Source organism: Mesorhizobium sp. M0848 (assembly GCF_040319805.1).
Taxonomy (GTDB): Bacteria; Pseudomonadota; Alphaproteobacteria; order Rhizobiales; family Rhizobiaceae; genus Mesorhizobium.
Window position 1 is genome coordinate 152038 of sequence record NZ_JAMYOM010000007.1, and the last position, 19034, is coordinate 171071.

Consider the following 19034-nt stretch of genomic DNA (forward strand, 5'->3'; position numbering starts at 1 on the left):
TCAGGATTGCCCATGAAACGGGCAAAGGGAGCGATAAAAGCGACATGGCCGGGCGGTCGGGCTCACCCCTTCGCCAGCTTGCGGATCGCGCTCGATGACAGCGACGAGCGCGGGCCGTGGATGAAGGTCCAGGCCGGTGCCTTCATGCGGGCAAGCCGCGGCGCATCGCCCTCGTCGATGCGGGCATAGTCGAAGGTCTTGGCGACGACCGAGGACAGGAACGACAGCGTCGCGCCAGGGCGGTCGATGACGGCGATCGGGAAGGTCATGACGATCTCGCGCCAGCGCTGCCAGCGGTGAAAATCGCGCAAACTATCCGCACCCATGATCCAGACGAAGTCGACACCGGGATTGCGCGCCTTGACCAGCGCCAGCGTGTCGGCGGTGTAGCGGACGTGATGCGCCGCCTCGAAGGCGGTGACCTTGATCTTCGGGTTCTTGGCGATCTGCTCGGACAGCTGCAGCCGCTCGCCCAGCGGCGCCAACTCCCTGGTGTTCTTCAGCGGATTGCCCGGCGTCACCATCCACCACAGCTGGTCGAGCGCCAGGCGCCGCAGTGCAATCTCGGCGACCAGCGCGTGGCCGGCATGCGGCGGATTGAACGAGCCGCCGAACAGGCCGACGGCGAGGCCTTTCTCGGCATGCGGCATTTTGAGATAATGGGAGGGAACGGGGGGGTGGGAAGGGGATAGCATCGCGCTAGGCACCCCCCTCTGCCCTGCCGGCCATCTCCCCCGCAAGGGGGAAGATCAGCAGTTTCGGCGAAGGCGTAAATCTTGCCGCGTTGGAGATCGGCGAAACCCGAAATGCCAGCCAATCTCCCCCCTTGCGGGGGAGATGTCCGGCAGGACAGAGGGGGGTGGCTGGGCGCAAGCTTCAGGCCCTTTGGGCGAAATACGTCAAGGCCTCACCTGTCCAGACCCGCGCACGCGGTATTTGAACGACGTCAGTTGCTCGACGCCCACCGGTCCGCGCGCATGCATCTTGCCGGTGGCGATGCCGATCTCGGCGCCCATGCCGAACTCGCCGCCGTCGGCGAACTGCGTCGATGCGTTGTGCAGCAGGATCGCCGAATCGATCTCGTTGAAGAATTTTTCGACCGCTTGCGCATCCTCGGCGACGATCGCCTCGGTGTGATGCGAGGAAAACGTCTCGATGTGATCGATCGCACCCTTGATACCGTCGACCAGCTTCACCGCGATGATGGCATCGAGATATTCAGTCACCCAGTCGGCATCGGTCGCCGGCCTGGCGTCGAAAAACACTTTCAGCACCTCGGCATCGGCATGGATCTCGCAGCCGGCCGCGCGCAGTGCGTTGAGGATCGGCACCAGATGCGTGGAGGCGACCGCGCGGTCGACCAGCAGCGTCTCTGCGGCACCGCAGACGCCGGTGCGCCGCATCTTGGCGTTAACGGCGATCCGCACCGCCATTTGGAGCTCGGCCGAACGGTCGATGTAGAGATGGCAGATGCCTTCGAGATGCGCGAAGACCGGCACCCGTGCCTCGGCCTGCACCCGCCCGACGAGGCTTTTGCCACCGCGCGGAATGATGACGTCGAGCATACCGCCCAAGCCTTTCAGCATCTCGCCGACGGCGGCGCGGTCGGTGATCGGCACCAGTTGGATGGCGTCCTCCGGCAGGCCGGCTTCCTTCAGCCCTTCGACCAGGCAGGCGTGGATGGCGGCCGAGGAATTGAGCGAATCCGAGCCGCCGCGCAGGATTACCGGATTGCCGGCCTTGAGGCACAGCGCGCCGGCATCGGCGGTGACGTTCGGGCGGCTCTCATAGATGACGCCGACGACGCCGAGCGGCGTGCGCACGCGCTCGATATGCAGACCGTTCGGCCGATCCCATTGTGCGATCACGTCGCCAACCGGGTCGCGCAATTCGGCGATCTCCCTGATGCCGTCGGCCATGGCGCGAATGCGCGCCGGATCGAGCTTCAGCCGGTCCATGAAGGAGGCGGAAAGCCCGGATTCCTGGCCGTTCGAGACATCGATGGCGTTGGCGTCGAGAATGTCTTGCTGCCTGGCGACGATCGCCTCGGCCATGGCGGCAAGTGCAGCATTCTTGGCGGCGGTGGTGGCAATGGCCAACGGTCGGGCGGCAGCGCGGGCGCGGCGGCCGATATCGGCCATCAGCGCCACTGTGTCTTCTCCGGATTTTTCATGCTGCTTCAGCATGCTCATCCTCCGCTTATGGCGCCACCGGCCAGTACTTGGTCGCTAGCCCCTACTTGGGCACCAGAATGACTCACCACAAGGTCGTCGCGGTGGATCATCGCCGAACGCGCCTCGTAGCCGAGCACGGTTTCGATCTCGGCCGTCTTCAGGCCAGCGATCCTTACGGCATCGGCGGCATCGTAGGCAACCAGCCCGCGCGCGATCTCGCGGCCCTCGGGCGACAGGATCGCCACCGTGTCGCCGCGCGAGAAATTGCCGCTGACCAGCTTGACGCCCGCCGGCAGCAGCGACTTGCCCGACAGCAGCGCGCCGATGGCGCCGGCATCGACTGTCAGCCGGCCGGCCGGTTCGAGTTGGCCGGCGATCCAGGTCTTGTAACCCTTGACCGGATTGGAACTCGGCCGGAAGAAGGTGGCGCGTTCGCCGCGTTCGATCGCCATCAGCGGCGACAGCCGCGTGCCCGACGTGATGATCATCGCGGTGCCGGCGGCGGTGGCGATCTTGCCGGCATCGAGCTTCGTGCGCATGCCGCCGCGCGACAGTTCGGAAGCGGCCGCACCCGCCATCGCCTCGATATCGGGCGTGATCCGGTCGACCACCGGAATGAATTTGGCATGGGGGTCACGCGCCGGCGGCGCCGTATAGAGCCCGTCGATGTCTGAGAGCAGCACCAGGAGGTCGGCGCCCATCATGGTGGCGACGCGAGCCGCCAGCCGGTCATTGTCGCCGTAGCGGATTTCGGAAGTCGCCACCGTGTCGTTCTCGTTGATGACCGGCACTGCCTTCATCTTCAAGAGTGTCGAGATCGTCGCCCGCGCATTGAGATAACGGCGGCGCTCCTCGGTGTCGCCGAGCGTCAGCAGGATCTGGCCCGATTTCAGGCTGCCCTTGCCGAGCGCGTCCGACCAGGCGCCGGCCAATGCGATCTGTCCCACGGCTGCCGCCGCCTGGCTCTCCTCCAGTTTCAGGGCTCGCTTGCCGAGGCCAAGGATGGTGCGGCCAAGCGCGATGGCGCCGGAGGAGACGACGAGGATTTCAGCGCCGCCCTGCGCAAGCACCGCAATATCGTCGGCAAGCGAGGCCAGCCAGTCGCGCTTCAGGCCTGACGTTCGGTCGACGAGCAGCGCCGAGCCGATCTTGACGGTGATGCGCCGATATTTTTTCAGCGACTGCATGGCCTACTTGTCCCAGCGCGTCTCGACCGGAGCCGCGATCCGCGCACGCGCCTCGCCCACCACCGACATCAGCGCCCGCAGCACCGCCTCGACACCTTCGCCGGTGACCGCCGACAACAGCATCGGCGCGCGGCCGGCGGCGCGCTTCAGCGACGCGACCTTCTTCTTGCGTGCCTCGGCGTCGAGCGTGTCGACCTGGGAAAGCGCCACGATCTCGACCTTGTCGGTCAGGCCGTTGCCATAGGCCTCAAGTTCCGCGCGCACGGTCTTGTAGGCTTTGCCCGGATTTTCCTCCTGCGCCGAAACCAGATGCAGCAGCACGCGCGTGCGCTCGACATGGCCAAGAAAGCGATCGCCAATGCCGACGCCCTCATGCGCGCCTTCGATGAGACCCGGAATGTCGGCGATGACGAACTCGCGCGCGTCGATCCGGGCGACGCCGAGGCCGGGATGCAGCGTCGTGAACGGATAGTCGGCGATCTTCGGCTTGGCCGCGGTGACCGCCGCCAGGAATGTCGACTTGCCGGCATTGGGCAGCCCGACCAGCCCGGCATCGGCGATCAGCTTCAGCCGCAGCCAGATGTTGAGCTCCTGCCCCGGCAGGCCGGGATTGGCGCGGCGCGGCGCCTGGTTGGTCGAGGTCTTGAAATGTTGGTTGCCGAAACCGCCATTTCCGCCCTTGGCCAGCAGAAAGCGCTGGCCGACCACGGTCAGATCGCAGATCAGCGTCTCGTTGTCCTCTTCGAACACCTGCGTTCCCGCCGGCACCTTCAGCGTGACATCGGCGCCCTTGGCACCGGTCATGTTGCGGCCCATGCCGTGGACGCCGGTCTTGGCCTTGAAATGCTGCTGGTAGCGGTAGTCTATGAGCGTGTTCAACCCGTCGACCGCCTCCAGCCAGACATCGCCGCCACGGCCGCCATCACCGCCATCCGGCCCGCCGAACTCGATGAACTTTTCGCGCCGGAACGACACCGAACCGGCGCCACCGTCACCGGAGCGGATGTAGACCTTGGCTTGATCGAGAAATTTCATGGGATTGTACAGTTTCTACTAGTGGCCTTGCGGCATTGCTCTAAACCTTGGCCCTTGCTCTAAACCAAGGCGCGGCGAAGGGCGAGGCCGTTTTGTGACAATGGCCGCGTGGGATCGGCCGGAGAGATGCCGGAATGAAGCTTGTAACTTACAACATCCAGTACGGCATCGGCCTCGACGGGCAATACGATGTCGGGCGCATCGCTGATGCCGTGCGCGGCGCCGACGTGATCGCTTTGCAGGAGGTGACCCGCAACAATCCCAGGAATAGCGGCCGCGACATGGTCGCCGAGATCGGCGAGGCGCTGCCCGACTACTTCGCCGTCTATGGCAGCAATTTCGAGGCCAATATCGGTTCGCACATCGACAATGGCCGCGCCATCACGAAAACCTTCCAGCTCGGCAACATGGTGCTGTCGAAAACGCCTATTCATCTGTCGCGCAACCTGCTTTTGCCGCGCAGCCGCAGCTTCGAGATGATGAACTTCCAGCGTGGCGCGCTGGAAGCGCTGATCGAGACGCCGCTTGGTTTCATCCGCTTCTATTCCATCCATCTCGATCACCGCAGCCCCGTCGAACGCGCCAGCCAGATCCAGTTCCTGCGCCAACGCATGCTGAACTACGCGCTCGAAGGCGGCGCGCTGTCCGGCGTCGCCGAGATCGGCCTGCCAGAATTGCCGCATCCCGAAGCCTTTGTCGGCATGGGCGATTTCAACATGCTGGCCGGTTCACCCGAATATGTCGAACTCGCCGGCCGGCCGGACCATGAATTCGGCATGCCGCTGACCGCCGACTTTGCCGTCGATGCCGCCTTGCGCCTGAACGCCACCGGCGACGATCTCATCAGCTGGGTCGACCCGAAACAACCCACCGACCCCAGCCGCCACAAGCGCATCGACTATATCTTCACAAGCGCTTCGCTTGCCAGATCCCTGCAGCGCCTGTGGGTCGACCGGAAAGCTGACGGTTCGGACCACCTGCCGGTGTGGGTCGAACTGGGCTGATGGCCTTTCATCCGGCAGTGTTTCACGTTCGACGATCGCCATCATGATCGTATCGCGGTATTCCCCGTCGATATGGACGGCGTCGCGCTGCACGCCCTCCCTGACAAACCCGACCTTGTCGTAAAGAGAGATGGCGCGAGCATTGTCGGAATGCACGGAAAGCTCGACGCGGATAAAGCCGGTCTTGCGCGCCTGTGCCAAGGTCGCATTGATGAGCCGCAGTCCCAGGCCACGCTCCCGATAGGAAGGAATGATCCCCATTCCGAGGGAGCCGCGATGCGCATGGATGAGCCGATCGTGGCGTGAGATGTCGCACCAGCCGACGACCTCGCCACGAACAACGGCCACGAACCCCGGATCGCCTCTCCCGATACGGTCCATTGCGAAACTTCTGACTTGATCCAGCGGTGGCGCCTCTAGGAAGGACAGGTACTTTCGCTCACGCGCGACGACATCGAGCGCGCGATGAAAGCTTTCGATATCCCCGGGCGTCATCGGCGCGATCGCGACCGTTTCAATATCGCTGCTGTCGACCATTGGCTTGACCGTCGTCACACATCAAAAATGTACCCAGTTCCGCAGGCTGGTCCAGGTCTTGCGATCGAGCCGGTAGCGCTCGACGGGAACCTGGCCGGCGACGATCGAATTCAGCATGCCCTGGCCGGCATATTGGAACCCGCATTTGTGGATGACGCGGCGCGAGGCCGGATTGATGACCCGCGTCGAGGCCTGCAGCACCTGGATCGACGTCCTCTGGAAGGCGAGATCGACCAGCGCATGGGCTGCTTCCGTCGCATAGCCCTTCTTCCAGTAAGGCTCGCCGATCCAGTAGCCGAGTTCCAGCCCGCGTTCGGTGGTGTTGAGACCGGCACAACCGACGAACGTGTCGGTTCCGGCCAGCGTCAGGGCATAGGCGATGCCGGCCCGGCGCGACCTGGTCATGGCAAGGAAAGCGCGCGCCTCGGCCTCACCATAGGGGTGCGGCATGCGTGCCAGCATTTCGGCGACATGACGGTTGTCGGCAAGTTCGACCAGTTGCGCGACATCGCCTTCATGGGGCGCCCGCATCACCAGCCGCTCGGTGACCAGCACCGGGCAGTCTATCGCGTAACTTCCGTCTTCTGAGTCTTCCGCTTCGGCAACCATTTGAAAGTCCTCCAGGCACAAGAAAAAGGGGAGATGGAAACCCATCTCCCCTGATCCTTTTCCTGGCCTTGCCAGACACCGGTTCCCGAGATGGGCGCCGGTGTTCTAGTGCGGAACCGGCTACTCCGCGGCTTTGGCAATCGGGTTGACCGATACGTAGGTTCGGCCGTTGGCTTTTTTGTTGAACGTCACGGCGCCGGTCTCGAGCGCAAAAAGCGTATGGTCCGTGCCCATGCCGACATTGACGCCGGGATGCCACGTGGTGCCGCGTTGACGAATGATGATGTTGCCCGGGATGACGGCTTCGCCGCCGAACTTCTTCACGCCCAGACGCTTGGAATGCGAGTCGCGACCGTTGCGCGACGAGCCGCCAGCTTTCTTGTGTGCCATCTAACTAACTCCGTTGCGCCGCAAGGCGCCTAAAGGCCTTATGAACGCGTTCGCGTTCCGTTTCAAGTCCGATCCGGCGACCCAATCGCCAGAAAATTACTTCGCAGCCAATTCCTTGGCCTGCTCGCGCCAGTCCTTGATCTGGTCGGCGCTGAAGGGCATGTGCTCGTCGATCTTGGCGACATCCTTCTCGGTCAGCTTGGCAAGCTGCGCGAAGGTGATGATGCCCTGCTCGTTCAGGTCCTTGGCTGCGACCGGGCCGATGCCCTTGATCACGGTCAGATCGTCCGGTTCACCCTTCGGCGCCTTGAACAGCGGCGCTGCGGCGGTCTCGGCTGCCTTTGTCTCGGCTGCCTTGGCCTTGGGCTCCTTCTTCGGCGCGGCTTCCGCCTGCACCTCGGTGGCGGCCTCGGCCTTCACCTTCTTCGGAGCCTTGGCCGCTGCCGTCTTGGTCGGCTTGGCGCCACCCAGCAGGATCTCGGAGATCCGCACGGTGGTCAAAAGCTGGCGATGGCCGATCTTGCGGCGCGAATTCTGCCGGCGGCGCTTCTTGAAGGCGATGACGGTGCGGTTCTTGCCCTGTTCGACGACTTCGGCGGTGACCACCGCGCCGTCGACGAACGGCGCGCCGAACGTGACATTCTCGCCTTCGCCATGCGCCAGAACGTGGCCGATTTCGACCATATCGCCGACATTGGCTTCGACTTTTTCGATCTTCAGGAGATCGTTGGCGGCAACGCGATACTGCTTGCCACCCGTTTTAATGACTGCGAACATTTTTTGCCTTTCGCTGTTCGGTCGGCCTTGATGAACCGCCTCTGGCGGTTCAGCCGTCTTTTTGTCAGTCTGCGGGTTCAAAAAACAAGCGGCGCGGAAGAACCCTCCACGCCGATTGCGCGCTGTCCCTAACCGAAGGTTGGGGGCGAGTCAAGGCAAACCAGCCGCGCCGTTTCCGAGACCGTCATTGGCGGGCACGGACCGGCTGTGCCGACATACCCACGGCGTTGCCCCGCCTGGGCTGAGGGTGGGTGACTGGTCGGCAATCTGCCTCGGGTCTCGCTGTACCCCACCAGCCGTGAATCCGCCGCTTGCCAAGCAAGCCAAATAACTGACGGATTGGCCTTGTAACCTGCCCGTTCAGCCGTTATCTAGTGCGCCGCGCCGGCAACGGCCGGCCATGACCGCGGAGAGGTGGCAGAGTGGTCGAATGCACCGCACTCGAAATGCGGCATGGGTGCAAGCCCATCGGGGGTTCGAATCCCTCCCTCTCCGCCATTTAGCCCAAGAACCTGACATCTCCTGGGCTGCTAGCCGCCTGCCGCATATCGCGCAGCCAACAGGACAAAGCCGCCCGAGCCGGGACACTCTGGCCTTCGCGGAGGCGTAAAGCTTCGGCGATGGGCAGGCCCATTCGGCTCTCCGCACATGGTTTTCTGTCCGCAAGCGCAGCCATGTCGCTGTGAATTTGCCAGCCGGTTTGGCCCAAATGGGGGAAGTGGCCGGCCCAAGATCTCGTAATGGTTGGTTCGCCCAGCCAGTTAGGAGACCACTATGCGCAAAGCCTCTCTCGCCGTCACAGTCGCCGGCACGGCCTTCTTCAGTCTTTCCACTGTCGCATCGGCATGCGTGTCGATGGACGGCAACTTCGTCGTAAACAACTGCAATTATCGCGTCATGGGAAATTGCAAAGGCTCGGATGGCAGTTGGGGTGGCTTCGGACCCATCCGCCCGGGCGGTCGTGAGGTAACTTCCAAAAGACGCGATGCCGGCTGGGACGTCAGCTATTGCAATTACGATTCATGGGTGGCCGGCACATGTCGGCCGAAGGATCCCAGGCAGATGTAAGCCGCTTTCAAGCACGTCACTTTGCGCGCTCGGCTCGTTGCTGACGATGTGGCCGGCGTCGAACACCGGCCACTCTGTCGGTGCACGATAAATCCGTTACTGCTCCTTCTTGAACAGGTCCTGGAAGATCAGCTGGCCCCAAGTGCGGCCGCGTGCGTGCACCAGTGCGCCACCCTCGTTGAGCTTCCCCAGCTTGACCGGTGCGAACCCGAGTTGTTTGGCTAAGGCCGCCACGGGAGCGATCGCGTCCTCGTCGTCGCTCGACAGAAAGACGACCCGGTGCCCGCCCTCGACGATCGGATCGGCAGCCAAAGTGGCTGCAATCAGGTGATTGAACCCTTTGACGAGCTTGGCACCGGTGAACGCCTTTGCGACGAAGGCGGAGGACGGCAGACCGTCCAGCTCTTCAGGGGCTGGAAACACGTTCGTCGCGTCGATGATCGTCTTGCCTTCCCAGCTTGACAGCGCCTTCGCGACATCTGGGTGCGACTCGAAACGAACCGCCAGAAAGACGATGTCCGCCTTGATCGCTTCCGCCAGCGTTTTCGGGATAATCGTGGGTCCGATCGCGGCCGCATCGGCTGCAAAGCTTTCCGGGTCGCGCGTGGTTGCCACGGACACTTCGATGCCGTTGCGGGCAAACGCCTTGGCAAGAGCGTGGCCGATCTTGCCGAAGCCAATAATTGCATAGCTCATGTATATTCTCCTTCAGTTTACCACGCCCTGCGGGCCCGGAATATCGAATGGAATGAACGGCGGGGCGTAGCGTCAGATTTGCGCCAGGCCCCCGTCGACGGCGACCTCGCTGGCGGTCATGAAGCTGCTGTCGGGCGACGCGAGAAACGCAGCCGCCGCTCCAATCTCCGCCGGATCGGCCATGCGCTGGAGCGGGTTCATCGAGGCGAAGGCCTTCAAGCCCTCCTCCCCTATCGCTGCCTTCGCGAGTTCGGTCGCTGTCGGCCCGGGCGACAGCACGTTTACCCGGATGCCGGTGCCCTTCAGGTCCTCCGCCCAGCTCCGCGCAAGATTGCGCACGGCCGCCTTACTCGCGCTGTAGACGCTGAATGCGGGGGCGCCCGTGGTGCCGGCGCTCGATCCGGTCAGGATGATCGAACCGCCCTCGCCCATCAGCGGCAGCGCCTTCTGGACCGTGAATATCGTACCCTTCACATTGGTGTCGAAGGTTTCGTCAATGTGCTCGGCGGTGATCTCGCCGAGCGGAAGCAGGCCTCCCGCCCCGGCATTGGCGAAGACGATGTCGAGGGTTCCGCGCTCGGCCTTCACCGCCGCGTAGAGCCGGTCGAGGTCGGCCTCGTCGGAAACCGAGCCTTTCACCGCGCGGGCATTGGCCCCGAGGTTGGCCACAGCAGCGTCGAGCACATCCTGCCGACGGCCGAAAATGAAGACGAAAGCGCCCTCCTCGATGAAGCGCTTTGCAGCGGCGAGGCCGATGCCGGTGGCGCCACCCGTAATAACCGCAACCTTACCGTCTAGTTTTCCCATAACTCAATCCTTCCAGGCTCTGTCTTTGGTCGTTCGGGTACGCCCCGAGAACCTCTAGATGGGCCCGTCAGAGTCACGCGGTGAGTGCGGAAGCGCGCACATCGGTGGTGCAAAATCGATCCGCTTTCAGGAACTGACGCCAGCCGTGACGATCCGTGTCCGCCATTCGGAATTGCGCCGCCCCTGTCGACATAAGCTATGATGTCCCGCCCGTACTGCTGTAGCATGCGTTAGATACGGGCTTGGGAAGGCGCACCGCGCGGTGCCGGATTGCACCATGATCGACTGGGATGACATTCGCTACTTTCTTGCCGTCGCGCGCGGAGGCTCGGTGCGGGCTGCCGGCGCGCAGCTCGGGGTGAATCACTCGACCGTGCTGCGACGCGTCGCCCAGCTCGAGGAACGCCTCGGAGCGCACATGTTCGAAAAGCTGCCTTCGGGCTACCGCCTGACGGCTGCGGGCGAGGAGGTCCTCGATCTCGCGAACCAGATGGAAGCGTCGTCGCACCAGCTGGAGACGCGCGTCTTCGGGCGCGACCAGGGTGTGCGCGGGCTTCTGCGGGTGACGCTGGCACCGCCCCTCGCGACACACCTGCTCATGCCGGACTTCGCCGATTTCGCGCGTCTGCACCCGGACATCGAGATGGAAATCCTGTCGTCCGGCGAGCTGGCAAATCTGACCAACCGAGAGGCCGACGTCGCGATCCGCGTCGTCTACGACCGCAAAACCCTGCCGCTCAATCTTCACGGCCTGAAGGGACCGGAGGTGTTCGGCGGCGTCTACATGTCCCGCGATCGCCTGGCCGCGTGGCGTGCGGGCGCGCCTGATCCCATCCGGTGGATCGTCATAAGCGTTCATGGAATTCCAGAGTGGGCCGGCGCGGGTGAGGTTCGCACCACTGGCGTTCCATTCAGGACCACGGACGCCGAGGCGCAGATCGTTGCCGTACGGCAAGGTCTCGGGATCACGACACTGCCGTGCTTCGTCGGAGATGCCGACCCCCTGCTGGTGAGGGTGCCGGGCACCGACCTGCACATGTACGGAACGCTCTGGCTTCTCACACAGGGGGAGACACGCAAGACGAAGCGCGTGCGGCTCTTCACGGAGTTCGTATCCCGCAGGCTCGCCGCCTACGCTCCGCTTTTCACGGGACTGTCCATATCGCGCGACTGACGCCCGGCGGGTCGACGCTGCGGTGGATAAGCGGACAGCGGCACCTATTGCGGTTGCAGATGCTCAGCCATGAAGTCGATGAACGCCTCAGTCTGGGCCTGATCTGTCGACTGGCCGGCCAGAGAACATTGAACTGATCGGTCTCGGCGGGGGCATGGGCGGTGGAGGAATGGGCGGCGACGGAACAGGAGGTTTCGGAACGGATGCCTTCTCCGAAGATCCCTATGCTTCAGGGCGCGTGACCAGTCGCTGATCTGACCTCAGGCCGAACCATCGGATTGGTGCTCGGCAATCGCACTCAGAAAAACCTGGCCGAACTCCTTTAGCTTTGCCGCCCCAACCCCATTCACTTCAGCGAAGGCGTCGAGGTCGTTTGGGCGGCGCTCTGCCATGTCGATCAGGGTGCGATCGGAAAACACCACATAGGCCGGCACCTGGCGCTCCTTGGCGAGCCGCAGTCGCAAGGTCTTCAGCGCGGCCAGCAGCCCGGTGTCCACATCCGATTGCCCGAAATCCTGCCCGGAGCGCGTCTTGCCGCGCAAGGCGCGGCTGCGCACCTCGACGCGATAATGGAACGGCACCTCGCCACGGCCAAGCGCATGGCCTTTTTCGGCGATGGCGAGGCCGCCATGGCCGGCCGGATCCGGCATCAGGAACCCGCCCGCGACGAGCTGCCGGATCAGCGACAGCCAAAAATCCTTCTTGTGCGCCAGCCCGCTGCCGAAGGCGGCAAGCCTCTGGTGGTTCCTGGCCAGCACCTTCTCGGTTTCATGGCCGAGCAGGATGTCGATGACATGGCCGGCACCGAAGCGTTCGCCACTCTGCGCGATCGCCGCCAGGATGATCCGCGCCTCCGCTCCGCCATCGGCGCGCGGCGCCTGGTCGAGGCAGGTGTCGCAATTGCCGCAAGGCTGCGCTTCTTCGCCGAAATAGCCGAGCAGCACCTGGCGGCGGCACTGCGCCGTCTCGCAATAGCCGATCAGCGTGTCGAGCCGGCCATGCGAGCGCCTCTTGTGCTCGGGCGGAGCATCCTCGTCGTCGATGAACATCCGGCGCATGCGGATATCGCCAAGGCCGAACAGCATATGCGCCTCGGCGTCCCGCCCATCGCGGCCGGCGCGGCCGATCTCCTGGTAGTAGGCCTCCAGGCTGCCCGGCATGTCGGTGTGGAAGACATAGGCGACATCAGGCTTGTCAATGCCCATGCCGAAAGCGATGGTCGCCACCATGACGACGCCGGACAGGGTCATGAAGCTGTTCTGGTTGGCGTCACGCGCCTCCTTGCTCATGCCGGCATGATAGGCGAGCGCGGTGACGCCGTTCTTCTCGAGGAAGGCCGCCATCTCCTCCGTCTTCTTGCGCGACAGGCAATAGACGATGCCGCTGCGGCCGGGATGACGCTCGACGAAGCGCAGCAGCTGCCGCTTGCTGTCCTGCTTGGCCTCGATGGCAAGCTTGATGTTCGGCCGGTCGAAGCCCAGCACCAGGGTCTCGACGCGCTCGGCAAACAGCCGGGATTCGATGTCGGTGCGCGTGCCTTCGTCCGCCGTTGCCGTCAGCGCGATGATCGGCACGTTGGGAAAGATGCCGCGCAGACGCGACAGGTCCTCGTATTCGCGCCGGAACGCCGGCCCCCATTGCGAGATGCAATGCGCCTCGTCGACGGCGATCAGGCTGATATCGAGCCTGGCCAGCGCCTCGAGCATGCGCTCGGTCATCAGCCGCTCCGGCGCGAGATAGAGCAGGCGCGTCTGGCCCGAGGCGACGCGACGCCATGCGGCGATATTGGCATCGCGGTCGATCGAGGAATTGATCGTGTCGGCCGCCACGCCGGCAAGCCGCAAGGCGGCGACCTGATCCTGCATCAGCGCCACCAGCGGCGAAACGACAATGGTGAGCCCACCCAGGACCAGTGCCGGCACTTGGTAGCAGAGCGATTTGCCCGCACCTGTCGGCATGACGGCCAGCACATGACGCCCAGCCAGCAGCGCGTCCATGACATCGGCCTGGCCGGGGCGAAAATCATCGAAGCCGAACACGTCTTTCAGCACGCGCCGCTTGGGATCTCGCTCTTCTGTCGCGACGGCCGCCGGTGCCTGCATCACCGCGCGTCCACGGTCGGCGTGCTTATTGGCATGTCATAGCCGAACTCGGCGCAGAAACGCCGGACGCCGACGAGAAATGCCGGGGGCAGACCGTCGAGATAGGTCCTGAATTCTTCATTCCGTTCCCATTTTCTCAACGAAGCCACCCGGATCGGATTGTCCGGATCCTCGCTGAAACGAATGCGCGGTGTCAGTCCGAACGACTGCGCGATTCTGTCCTGCTGCGCATCGGGCGCGCCGATCATGTCTTCGTAGCGGACAAAGAGTATCTGCCGGTGCGGTTGTGCCTTCTTCAGCCGGGTCAGCGCGTCGTATTCGGCCAGCCAGCGATGCGGCGTGACGTGGAACCGACGCTCGTGGCGTGTTTGCGGATGCGAACTTGTCAGCGTGTCGAATGGATGGCGCACACAATAGATCAAGCCGATGGAGGGAGGTAGCTTCGCCAGATGCGCAAAACCGCGCGCATCGCGCTTGACGACGAGGTTCGATTCCGGCCGATCCAGCATGTCCAGCATTGTGTATCGCGCTTCGGGCGGATGGACGAAAATATCCCCGAAACACCTCATCAGCCGCTGTGTCAGCGTCGTCCCGCTGCGCGCGCAGCCCGAAATGAAAATTCTGTTGGCGGGCGTTGCGCGTGCGTATGTGCGTCTTTGCATGCGCTGTTTCAGAGACAGCGGCACGAATCGCAGAAACTCCCGCATAACCCTTCGCGCGGCCGCTCCAAACGCAGCCTCAAGCCTGCGCGCGCCCTTCATCCGCAATTCCGCTGGCGCAATGCGGCAACCCGATCTTGCATCAGGGCCACCCGGGACGAAACGCGCCGCCTGCGGGCCACGGCCAAGATGCTCATCGCCGATGCCTGCATCAGGCAGACACCGGGCTGCAATTTCGTGGATTGGAGAGGATGTGGAAACCGGTCAAAACGACTCTCCGCATGGGCACCTTGCCTTAGCGCAGCTGACACCGGACCACAACCAGAACAAGCCGGCACAAGGAAAGCCTGCGGCGCGAACGCGGAAGCTGACCGATTGATCCAAGGCTCGCCGCAGCACCTTCCCTTGCGAGACCTGCACCCCCGCTGGATTCCGCCACGCACCACGATGTAAGCTCGGCCCGACAAGTCAGGGAGGGCGCGATGCTGCAGGCCATTCAGGATGCTCTCGGCGAGCGGTTCGGTTGCAGCGTGCTGCCTTCGAGGCGCAGCCTTTCCCCAACTTTGGCATCCGCAAGGATCGCCTGAAACGCCTGTTGGCGTTGACCGAGCGGCATGAAGCCGACATCTGCACCGCCATCGACACCGACTTTGGCGGCCGTTCCGCGCATGAGACGCGTCTTGCGGAACTGTTCGTCGTGCGCGCCGGTATCCGCCACGCGCTGTCGCACCTCAGGGGCTGGATGCGCGAACGCCGCGTCGCCACCACTATGCCGTTCCTGCCGGGCAGAAATCGCCTCCTTCCGCAGCCACTGGGTGTCGTCGGCATCGTGTCGCCCTGGAATTATCCTTTCCAGCTCGCTGTCGCGCCGGTCACCGCGGCCCTTGCCGCCGGCAACCGCGTACTCATAAAACCTTCCGAACTGACGCCGACATTTTCAACGCTGCTGGCCAAACTCGTTGCCGAGCATTTCGCACCCGATGAGCTCAGCGTCATCAGCGGCGACGCGGAGATGGGAAAGGCCTTCGTGTCGATGCCTTTCGATCATTTGCTGTTCACCGGCTCGACCGCGGTCGGACGCCAGGTCGCGATAGCCGCGGCAGCCAACCTGACCCCGGTCACGCTCGAACTCGGCGGCAAGTCGCCGGCAATCTTCGATCCGTCATGCGACCTCGACGCGGCGGTATCCAGCATTGCCTACGGCAAGCTGTTGAATGCCGGGCAGACCTGCATCGCGCCGGATTATCTTCTGGTCCCGAAGGGGCGAGCAGACGCGGTCGCCGCGAAGCTCGCAACGGCGATCGCGAAGCTCTACCCGACCCTGCGCGACAACCCCGATTATACCGCCATCATCAGCGATCGGCACCACCAGCGCCTGCGCGACATGATCACTGAAGCGCGTGACGCCGGCGCCGATGTCACCGAAATCAACCCGGCCAGTGAGGAGCTTGGCGGTACCAGCCGGAAATTGCTGCCGACCCTGGTCCGCAATGCCGGCGCGCACCTGCGGCTGATGCGCGAAGAGATTTTTGGGCCGGTGCTGCCCATCGTAGAATATACCGGGATCGACGAGGCAATCGCGCATGTGAATGGGGCGGACCGGCCGCTGGCGCTCTACTGGTTCGGGCGCGACAGCGGCAACCGTCAACGCATCCTGCATGAGACCGTCGCCGGCGGCGTCACCATCAACGACTGCATGCTGCATCTGGTGCAGGAGAACCAGCCTTTCGGCGGCGTCGGCGCCAGCGGCGTGGGCGCCTATCACGGCGAATGGGGCTTTCGCACCTTCAGCAAGGAGAAGCCGGTTTTCCTGCAGTCCCGGCTGAGCGCGGGAGCCTTGTTGCGCCCGCCCTACGGCAAGACGTTCGAGCGGCTCTTCAGCCTGCTCCGGCATATCACCTGACCGACGCAGTCACCGCCATCACGAACACCCGGCGCGTTAAGCCTATGTTCACCATCATGCGGCAGGTTCGCATCCTGCGGTCATGTCTTGAGTACCGCGGCGCCACAAGCGCCCAGGCAACAACCCGCGCCTCTTTTGAGGTGCGGGTCTTCCCTGGCTAGCCGAGGAAATCGGCCCGGTGCGGCGTGAAGCTGTCGACCAGCCGCCCTGCTTCCAGCGCCTTGACGCCGTGCACCAGACCGGACGGCACAATGAAGCTGCCGCCGGTCTCGATGGTTTCGGTCCTACCGTCGATGGTCACCTCGAAGCGGCCCTCGGCGACATAGCTAGCCTGGACGTGTGGGTGCGAATGCAGGGCGCCGACGCCACCCTTGTCGAAGCCGAATTCGACCAGCATCAACTCGTCGGTATGCAGGAGAACGCGTCGCCTGTTGCCGTCCGGGGTCGGCGTCCAGGCGCCCTCGCCGGCATGCGCGAAAATCTTTGTGGTCATCGTCGTCTCCTCATCGCGCAAGCCAGCCGCCATCCACAGGCACCACCGCTCCATGCATGTAGTTCGACGCCGGCGCCAGCAGGAACACGGCGGCATCGCCAATGTCGCCCGCTTCCCCCCAGCGACCGGCCGGGATCCGCGCCAGGATGGCGGCGCTGCGGTCGGGATCGGCGCGCAGCGCCTGCGTGTTGTTGGTCTCGATATAGCCCGGCGCGATGGCGTTGACGTTGATGCCTTTTTGCGCCCATTCGCAGGCGAGCAGCCGGGTGATGCCGAGCACGCCATGCTTCGAGGCCGTGTAAGACGCGACACGGATGCCGCCCTGAAAGCCCAGCACCGAGGCGATGTTGACGATCTTGCCTTTCCGCTCAGCGGCCAAGGCACGCCTTGCAAAGCTTTGGCAGAGCAAGAAAACCGTCTTCAGGTTGACGTCCATGACGTCGTCCCAATCGGCCTCTCTGAGATCGACGGCATCGGCGCGGCGGATGATGCCGGCATTGTTGACCAGCCCGTCGAGCGGACCGCTTTCGTCCCAGATCCGGTCGAGCAACAGGCCGGCGGCCGAAGTGTCGGCAAGGTCGGCGCTCACCGCTTCGAATTGCCCGCCCACCGCCGCAATCTTGTCTGCCGTATCGTCCATCGACGAGCGGCCGACGCCGACCACCGCGCCCCCGGCGCGTGCGACGCACACGGCGATGCCTTGGCCGATGCCAGTGTTGGCGCCGGTGACCAGGATACGTTTTCCGGTAAGGCTGAAGGGGTCGCTCACCGCAGATCCCCCAACGCCACCGGGTCGACATCGGTATAGTCGACATTGTCGCCGGCCATCGCCCAGATGAAAGCATAATTGGAAGTGCCGGCACCGGAGTGGATCGACCATCCCGGCGACAGCACCGCCTCCTCATTGCTCATGACGATATGGCGCGTCTCGTCAGGCTCGCCCATGAAATGGAAGACGCGCGCCGTCTCGGCCAGGTCGAAATAGAGATAGGCCTCCATGCGCCGGTCATGCACATGGCATGGCATGGTGTTCCACACCGATCCTGGAGCCAACTGAGTCATGCCGACCACCAGCTGGCAGGTCTTCACGCCCTCGGCATGGATGAACTGGAAGATCGAACGCTCGTTGCAGGTGTCCTTGCTGCCGAGATCGAGGCGCTTGGCGTCGCCGATGCGGATCAGCCGGCTGGGCCAGGCCTGATGCGCAGGCGCGCTGAGCAGATAGAATTTAGCCGGCGCGGTCTTGTCCACCGAGGCGAAGGACACGTCGGTGGTGCCCATGCCGAGATAGAGCATGTCGCGCGCCTGCAATTCGAAGGACTGGCCGCCGGCCGTGATGACGCCCGTGCCGCCGATGTTGACGGCGATCAGCTCGCGACGGTCGAGGAAGTTCTTGGTGCCGGTCGGCTTGATCGCTTCCAGTTGAAGCGGTGCGCCAGTCGGCACGGCGCCGCCGACGATCATGCGGTCGTAATGAGTGTAGGTCAGGCTGATGCGGCCAGGCTGGAACAGGCCGTCAATGTGGAAGTTGTGACGCAGCTCATCGGTGCCCATTGCCGCGGCGGCAGCCGGGTCAATGGCAAATCGCGAGGTGTAGTCGGTATGGCTCTGGTTCATTGTCGGTCCTGACTTGAAACGGGTCATTTGCCGGCGGCGGCCTTGACCGAACTGGAATAAAAAGCCTGACGTGCATGCAGCCGCTCGCGGTAACGCTGCTGGCTGGCTGTGAGGTGCGCGCGCATCGCCTCGCGCGCGGCCTCGGCATCGCCAGAGGTAATGGCGTTGAGGATCACCAGATGCTCGCGCTGGAGCCCGCGCTGATAGCTGTCGGATTGCGCCAGTTCGGTCGACCAGGGCGAAGTCACGTCGCACGGGATGGCGCGCCGGCCGAGCACGTCGAGCATCTCGACATAGAAGGGGTTGCTGGTTGCGCTGGCGATGGCGCGATGGAAGGCGAGGTCGGCCGGACCGGTCGGCTCGCTGGCAAGCAGCAGCCGCTCGAATTCGAAGAAGGCTTCCTGGATCGCCGCCTCCTGCGCGGCGTTGCGACGGATGGCGGCGAGCCCGGCCGATTCGATCTCGATCGCCAGCCGCACTTCGAGCACGTTGAGTGCGATCGAATCCTTGCTGCCCATGTCGGCGGCCAGCGCGCCGAACATTGTCGAGATGTGCTCTGTGACGAAGACGCCGGCGCCCTGGCGCGGTTCGACCAGCCCGTCGGCGGCAAGCTTGGCCAGCGCCTCGCGGATGACGGTGCGGCTGACGCCGAAGGTTTCGGTCAGTTGGCCTTCGGTCGGTAATTTATGGCCGGGCAGGATCTCACCCGCCTGCAACTGCTTGCGGATCGTCGCGACCACGGTCTCCGACAGTTTGGGTTTTCTCTCGACCCTGAGGTCGGTTGCGGTGTCCGATGCCATGT

At 64.0% G+C, this 19034-nt stretch carries 19 protein-coding genes, 1 tRNA gene and 1 pseudogene; 5 read left to right on the plus strand and 16 right to left on the minus strand.

Going from position 1 to position 19034, the window contains the following annotated elements; translation table 11 throughout:
* Nucleotides 1–62 precede the first annotated feature (62 nt).
* From NKH95_RS10240 to obgE, 4 genes are all read right to left on the minus strand, one after another.
* The gene (locus tag NKH95_RS10240) at nt 63–695 is read right to left on the minus strand and encodes a nicotinate-nucleotide adenylyltransferase (RefSeq protein ID WP_352440997.1); all 633 of its coding nucleotides are present in this window, start codon (nt 693–695) and stop codon (nt 63–65) included.
* 204 nt (nt 696–899) lie between these two features.
* Nucleotides 900–2186, minus strand: coding sequence for a glutamate-5-semialdehyde dehydrogenase (locus NKH95_RS10245; RefSeq protein WP_352440998.1), 1287 nt, complete (start codon nt 2184–2186; stop codon nt 900–902).
* 2 nt (nt 2187–2188) lie between these two features.
* Nucleotides 2189–3361: a glutamate 5-kinase gene (gene proB, locus NKH95_RS10250; RefSeq protein ID WP_023811780.1), complete on the minus strand. Its 1173-nt coding sequence runs from the start codon at nt 3359–3361 to the stop codon at nt 2189–2191.
* Nucleotides 3362–3364: 3 nt separating this feature from the next.
* Nucleotides 3365–4396 (minus strand): GTPase ObgE, encoded by a 1032-nt coding sequence (gene obgE, locus NKH95_RS10255; RefSeq protein WP_352891456.1) that lies wholly within the window; start codon nt 4394–4396, stop codon nt 3365–3367.
* 134 nt (nt 4397–4530) lie between these two features.
* Here obgE and NKH95_RS10260 point away from each other — a divergent pair, with 134 nt between their 5' ends.
* On the plus strand, nt 4531–5400 hold the full coding sequence (locus tag NKH95_RS10260) for an endonuclease/exonuclease/phosphatase family protein (protein WP_352554290.1): 870 nt from the start codon (nt 4531–4533) through the stop codon (nt 5398–5400).
* A 21-nt stretch (nt 5401–5421) separates the two neighbouring features.
* On the opposite strand, the pseudogene NKH95_RS10265 reads toward NKH95_RS10260, so the two are convergent.
* The 4 genes and pseudogenes from NKH95_RS10265 to NKH95_RS10280 form a co-directional block, all read right to left on the minus strand.
* Nucleotides 5422–5937 (minus strand): annotated as a pseudogene (locus NKH95_RS10265) (GNAT family N-acetyltransferase); the annotation flags it as partial.
* 21 nt (nt 5938–5958) lie between these two features.
* A complete protein-coding gene (locus NKH95_RS10270) occupies nt 5959–6546 on the minus strand; it encodes a GNAT family N-acetyltransferase (protein ID WP_352554292.1) in 588 nt (195 codons plus the stop codon).
* Between the two features lie 120 nt (nt 6547–6666).
* On the minus strand, nt 6667–6936 hold the full coding sequence (gene rpmA / locus NKH95_RS10275; protein WP_013529063.1) for a 50S ribosomal protein L27: 270 nt from the start codon (nt 6934–6936) through the stop codon (nt 6667–6669).
* Nucleotides 6937–7032: 96 nt separating this feature from the next.
* Nucleotides 7033–7713 carry a 50S ribosomal protein L21 gene (locus NKH95_RS10280; RefSeq protein ID WP_352441000.1) on the minus strand — a complete coding sequence of 227 codons (681 nt, stop codon included), beginning with the start codon at nt 7711–7713 and terminating at the stop codon, nt 7033–7035.
* Between the two features lie 408 nt (nt 7714–8121).
* On the opposite strand from NKH95_RS10280, the gene NKH95_RS10285 reads away from it, so the two are divergent.
* Together NKH95_RS10285 and NKH95_RS10290 are read left to right on the plus strand one after the other, a co-directional pair.
* A tRNA-Ser gene (locus tag NKH95_RS10285) sits at nt 8122–8211 on the plus strand.
* 276 nt (nt 8212–8487) lie between these two features.
* Entirely contained in the window at nt 8488–8781 is a 294-nt protein-coding gene (locus NKH95_RS10290; RefSeq protein ID WP_352891459.1) for a hypothetical protein, read from the plus strand.
* Nucleotides 8782–8877: 96 nt separating this feature from the next.
* Here the strand turns inward: NKH95_RS10290 and NKH95_RS10295 are convergent, their stop codons facing one another.
* The gene (locus NKH95_RS10295; RefSeq protein WP_352441002.1) at nt 8878–9477 is read right to left on the minus strand and encodes an NADPH-dependent F420 reductase; all 600 of its coding nucleotides are present in this window, start codon (nt 9475–9477) and stop codon (nt 8878–8880) included.
* A gap of 72 nt (nt 9478–9549) precedes the next feature.
* Nucleotides 9550–10284, minus strand: coding sequence for an SDR family NAD(P)-dependent oxidoreductase (locus tag NKH95_RS10300; protein WP_352611363.1), 735 nt, complete (start codon nt 10282–10284; stop codon nt 9550–9552).
* A gap of 277 nt (nt 10285–10561) precedes the next feature.
* Between NKH95_RS10300 and NKH95_RS10305 the strand changes: the two genes are divergently transcribed.
* Nucleotides 10562–11458: a LysR family transcriptional regulator gene (locus NKH95_RS10305; protein WP_352677026.1), complete on the plus strand. Its 897-nt coding sequence runs from the start codon at nt 10562–10564 to the stop codon at nt 11456–11458.
* A gap of 260 nt (nt 11459–11718) precedes the next feature.
* Here the strand turns inward: NKH95_RS10305 and recQ are convergent, their stop codons facing one another.
* Together recQ and NKH95_RS10315 are read right to left on the minus strand one after the other, a co-directional pair.
* Nucleotides 11719–13560, minus strand: coding sequence for a DNA helicase RecQ (gene recQ, locus NKH95_RS10310; protein ID WP_352891466.1), 1842 nt, complete (start codon nt 13558–13560; stop codon nt 11719–11721).
* Nucleotides 13560–14321: a sulfotransferase family protein gene (locus NKH95_RS10315; RefSeq protein WP_128304054.1), complete on the minus strand. Its 762-nt coding sequence runs from the start codon at nt 14319–14321 to the stop codon at nt 13560–13562. Before NKH95_RS10315 ends, recQ begins: the two co-directional genes overlap by 1 nt.
* A gap of 421 nt (nt 14322–14742) precedes the next feature.
* Here NKH95_RS10315 and NKH95_RS10320 point away from each other — a divergent pair, with 421 nt between their 5' ends.
* Nucleotides 14743–16122, plus strand: a complete 1380-nt coding sequence (locus tag NKH95_RS10320) for a coniferyl aldehyde dehydrogenase (RefSeq protein WP_352891468.1) — start codon at nt 14743–14745, stop codon at nt 16120–16122.
* 157 nt (nt 16123–16279) lie between these two features.
* On the opposite strand, the gene NKH95_RS10325 is transcribed toward NKH95_RS10320, so the two are convergent.
* Genes NKH95_RS10325 through NKH95_RS10340 form a run of 4 tightly spaced genes read right to left on the minus strand, consistent with a single transcriptional unit; the run spans nt 16280 to nt 19032 of the window.
* Nucleotides 16280–16615, minus strand: coding sequence for a cupin domain-containing protein (locus tag NKH95_RS10325; RefSeq protein WP_023811768.1), 336 nt, complete (start codon nt 16613–16615; stop codon nt 16280–16282).
* 10 nt (nt 16616–16625) lie between these two features.
* Complete coding sequence (gene kduD, locus NKH95_RS10330; RefSeq protein WP_023811767.1) at nt 16626–17384, minus strand: 2-dehydro-3-deoxy-D-gluconate 5-dehydrogenase KduD; 759 nt, start codon at nt 17382–17384, stop codon at nt 16626–16628.
* Nucleotides 17381–18232: a 5-dehydro-4-deoxy-D-glucuronate isomerase gene (gene kduI, locus NKH95_RS10335; protein WP_023811766.1), complete on the minus strand. Its 852-nt coding sequence runs from the start codon at nt 18230–18232 to the stop codon at nt 17381–17383. Before kduI ends, kduD begins: the two co-directional genes overlap by 4 nt.
* 23 nt (nt 18233–18255) lie before the next feature.
* The gene (locus tag NKH95_RS10340; RefSeq protein WP_128304058.1) at nt 18256–19032 is read right to left on the minus strand and encodes a FadR/GntR family transcriptional regulator; all 777 of its coding nucleotides are present in this window, start codon (nt 19030–19032) and stop codon (nt 18256–18258) included.
* Nucleotides 19033–19034 lie beyond the last annotated feature (2 nt).

Bases quoted from the DNA above. Each gene is read 5' to 3' on its own strand.
- NKH95_RS10240 (WP_352440997.1), bottom strand. From the start codon at position 695: ATGCTATCCCCTTCCCACCCCCCCGTTCCCTCCCATTATCTCAAAATG.
- NKH95_RS10245 (WP_352440998.1), bottom strand. From the start codon at position 2,186: ATGCTGAAGCAGCATGAAAAATCCGGAGAAGACACAGTGGCGCTGATG.
- proB (WP_023811780.1), bottom strand. From the start codon at position 3,361: ATGCAGTCGCTGAAAAAATATCGGCGCATCACCGTCAAGATCGGCTCG.
- obgE (WP_352891456.1), bottom strand. From the start codon at position 4,396: ATGAAATTTCTCGATCAAGCCAAGGTCTACATCCGCTCCGGTGACGGT.
- NKH95_RS10260 (WP_352554290.1), top strand. From the start codon at position 4,531: ATGAAGCTTGTAACTTACAACATCCAGTACGGCATCGGCCTCGACGGG.
- NKH95_RS10270 (WP_352554292.1), bottom strand. From the start codon at position 6,546: ATGGTTGCCGAAGCGGAAGACTCAGAAGACGGAAGTTACGCGATAGAC.
- rpmA (WP_013529063.1), bottom strand. From the start codon at position 6,936: ATGGCACACAAGAAAGCTGGCGGCTCGTCGCGCAACGGTCGCGACTCG.
- NKH95_RS10280 (WP_352441000.1), bottom strand. From the start codon at position 7,713: ATGTTCGCAGTCATTAAAACGGGTGGCAAGCAGTATCGCGTTGCCGCC.
- NKH95_RS10290 (WP_352891459.1), top strand. From the start codon at position 8,488: ATGCGCAAAGCCTCTCTCGCCGTCACAGTCGCCGGCACGGCCTTCTTC.
- NKH95_RS10295 (WP_352441002.1), bottom strand. From the start codon at position 9,477: ATGAGCTATGCAATTATTGGCTTCGGCAAGATCGGCCACGCTCTTGCC.
- NKH95_RS10300 (WP_352611363.1), bottom strand. From the start codon at position 10,284: ATGGGAAAACTAGACGGTAAGGTTGCGGTTATTACGGGTGGCGCCACC.
- NKH95_RS10305 (WP_352677026.1), top strand. From the start codon at position 10,562: ATGATCGACTGGGATGACATTCGCTACTTTCTTGCCGTCGCGCGCGGA.
- recQ (WP_352891466.1), bottom strand. From the start codon at position 13,560: ATGCAGGCACCGGCGGCCGTCGCGACAGAAGAGCGAGATCCCAAGCGG.
- NKH95_RS10315 (WP_128304054.1), bottom strand. From the start codon at position 14,321: ATGAAGGGCGCGCGCAGGCTTGAGGCTGCGTTTGGAGCGGCCGCGCGA.
- NKH95_RS10325 (WP_023811768.1), bottom strand. From the start codon at position 16,615: ATGACCACAAAGATTTTCGCGCATGCCGGCGAGGGCGCCTGGACGCCG.
- kduI (WP_023811766.1), bottom strand. From the start codon at position 18,232: ATGAACCAGAGCCATACCGACTACACCTCGCGATTTGCCATTGACCCG.
- NKH95_RS10340 (WP_128304058.1), bottom strand. From the start codon at position 19,032: ATGGCATCGGACACCGCAACCGACCTCAGGGTCGAGAGAAAACCCAAA.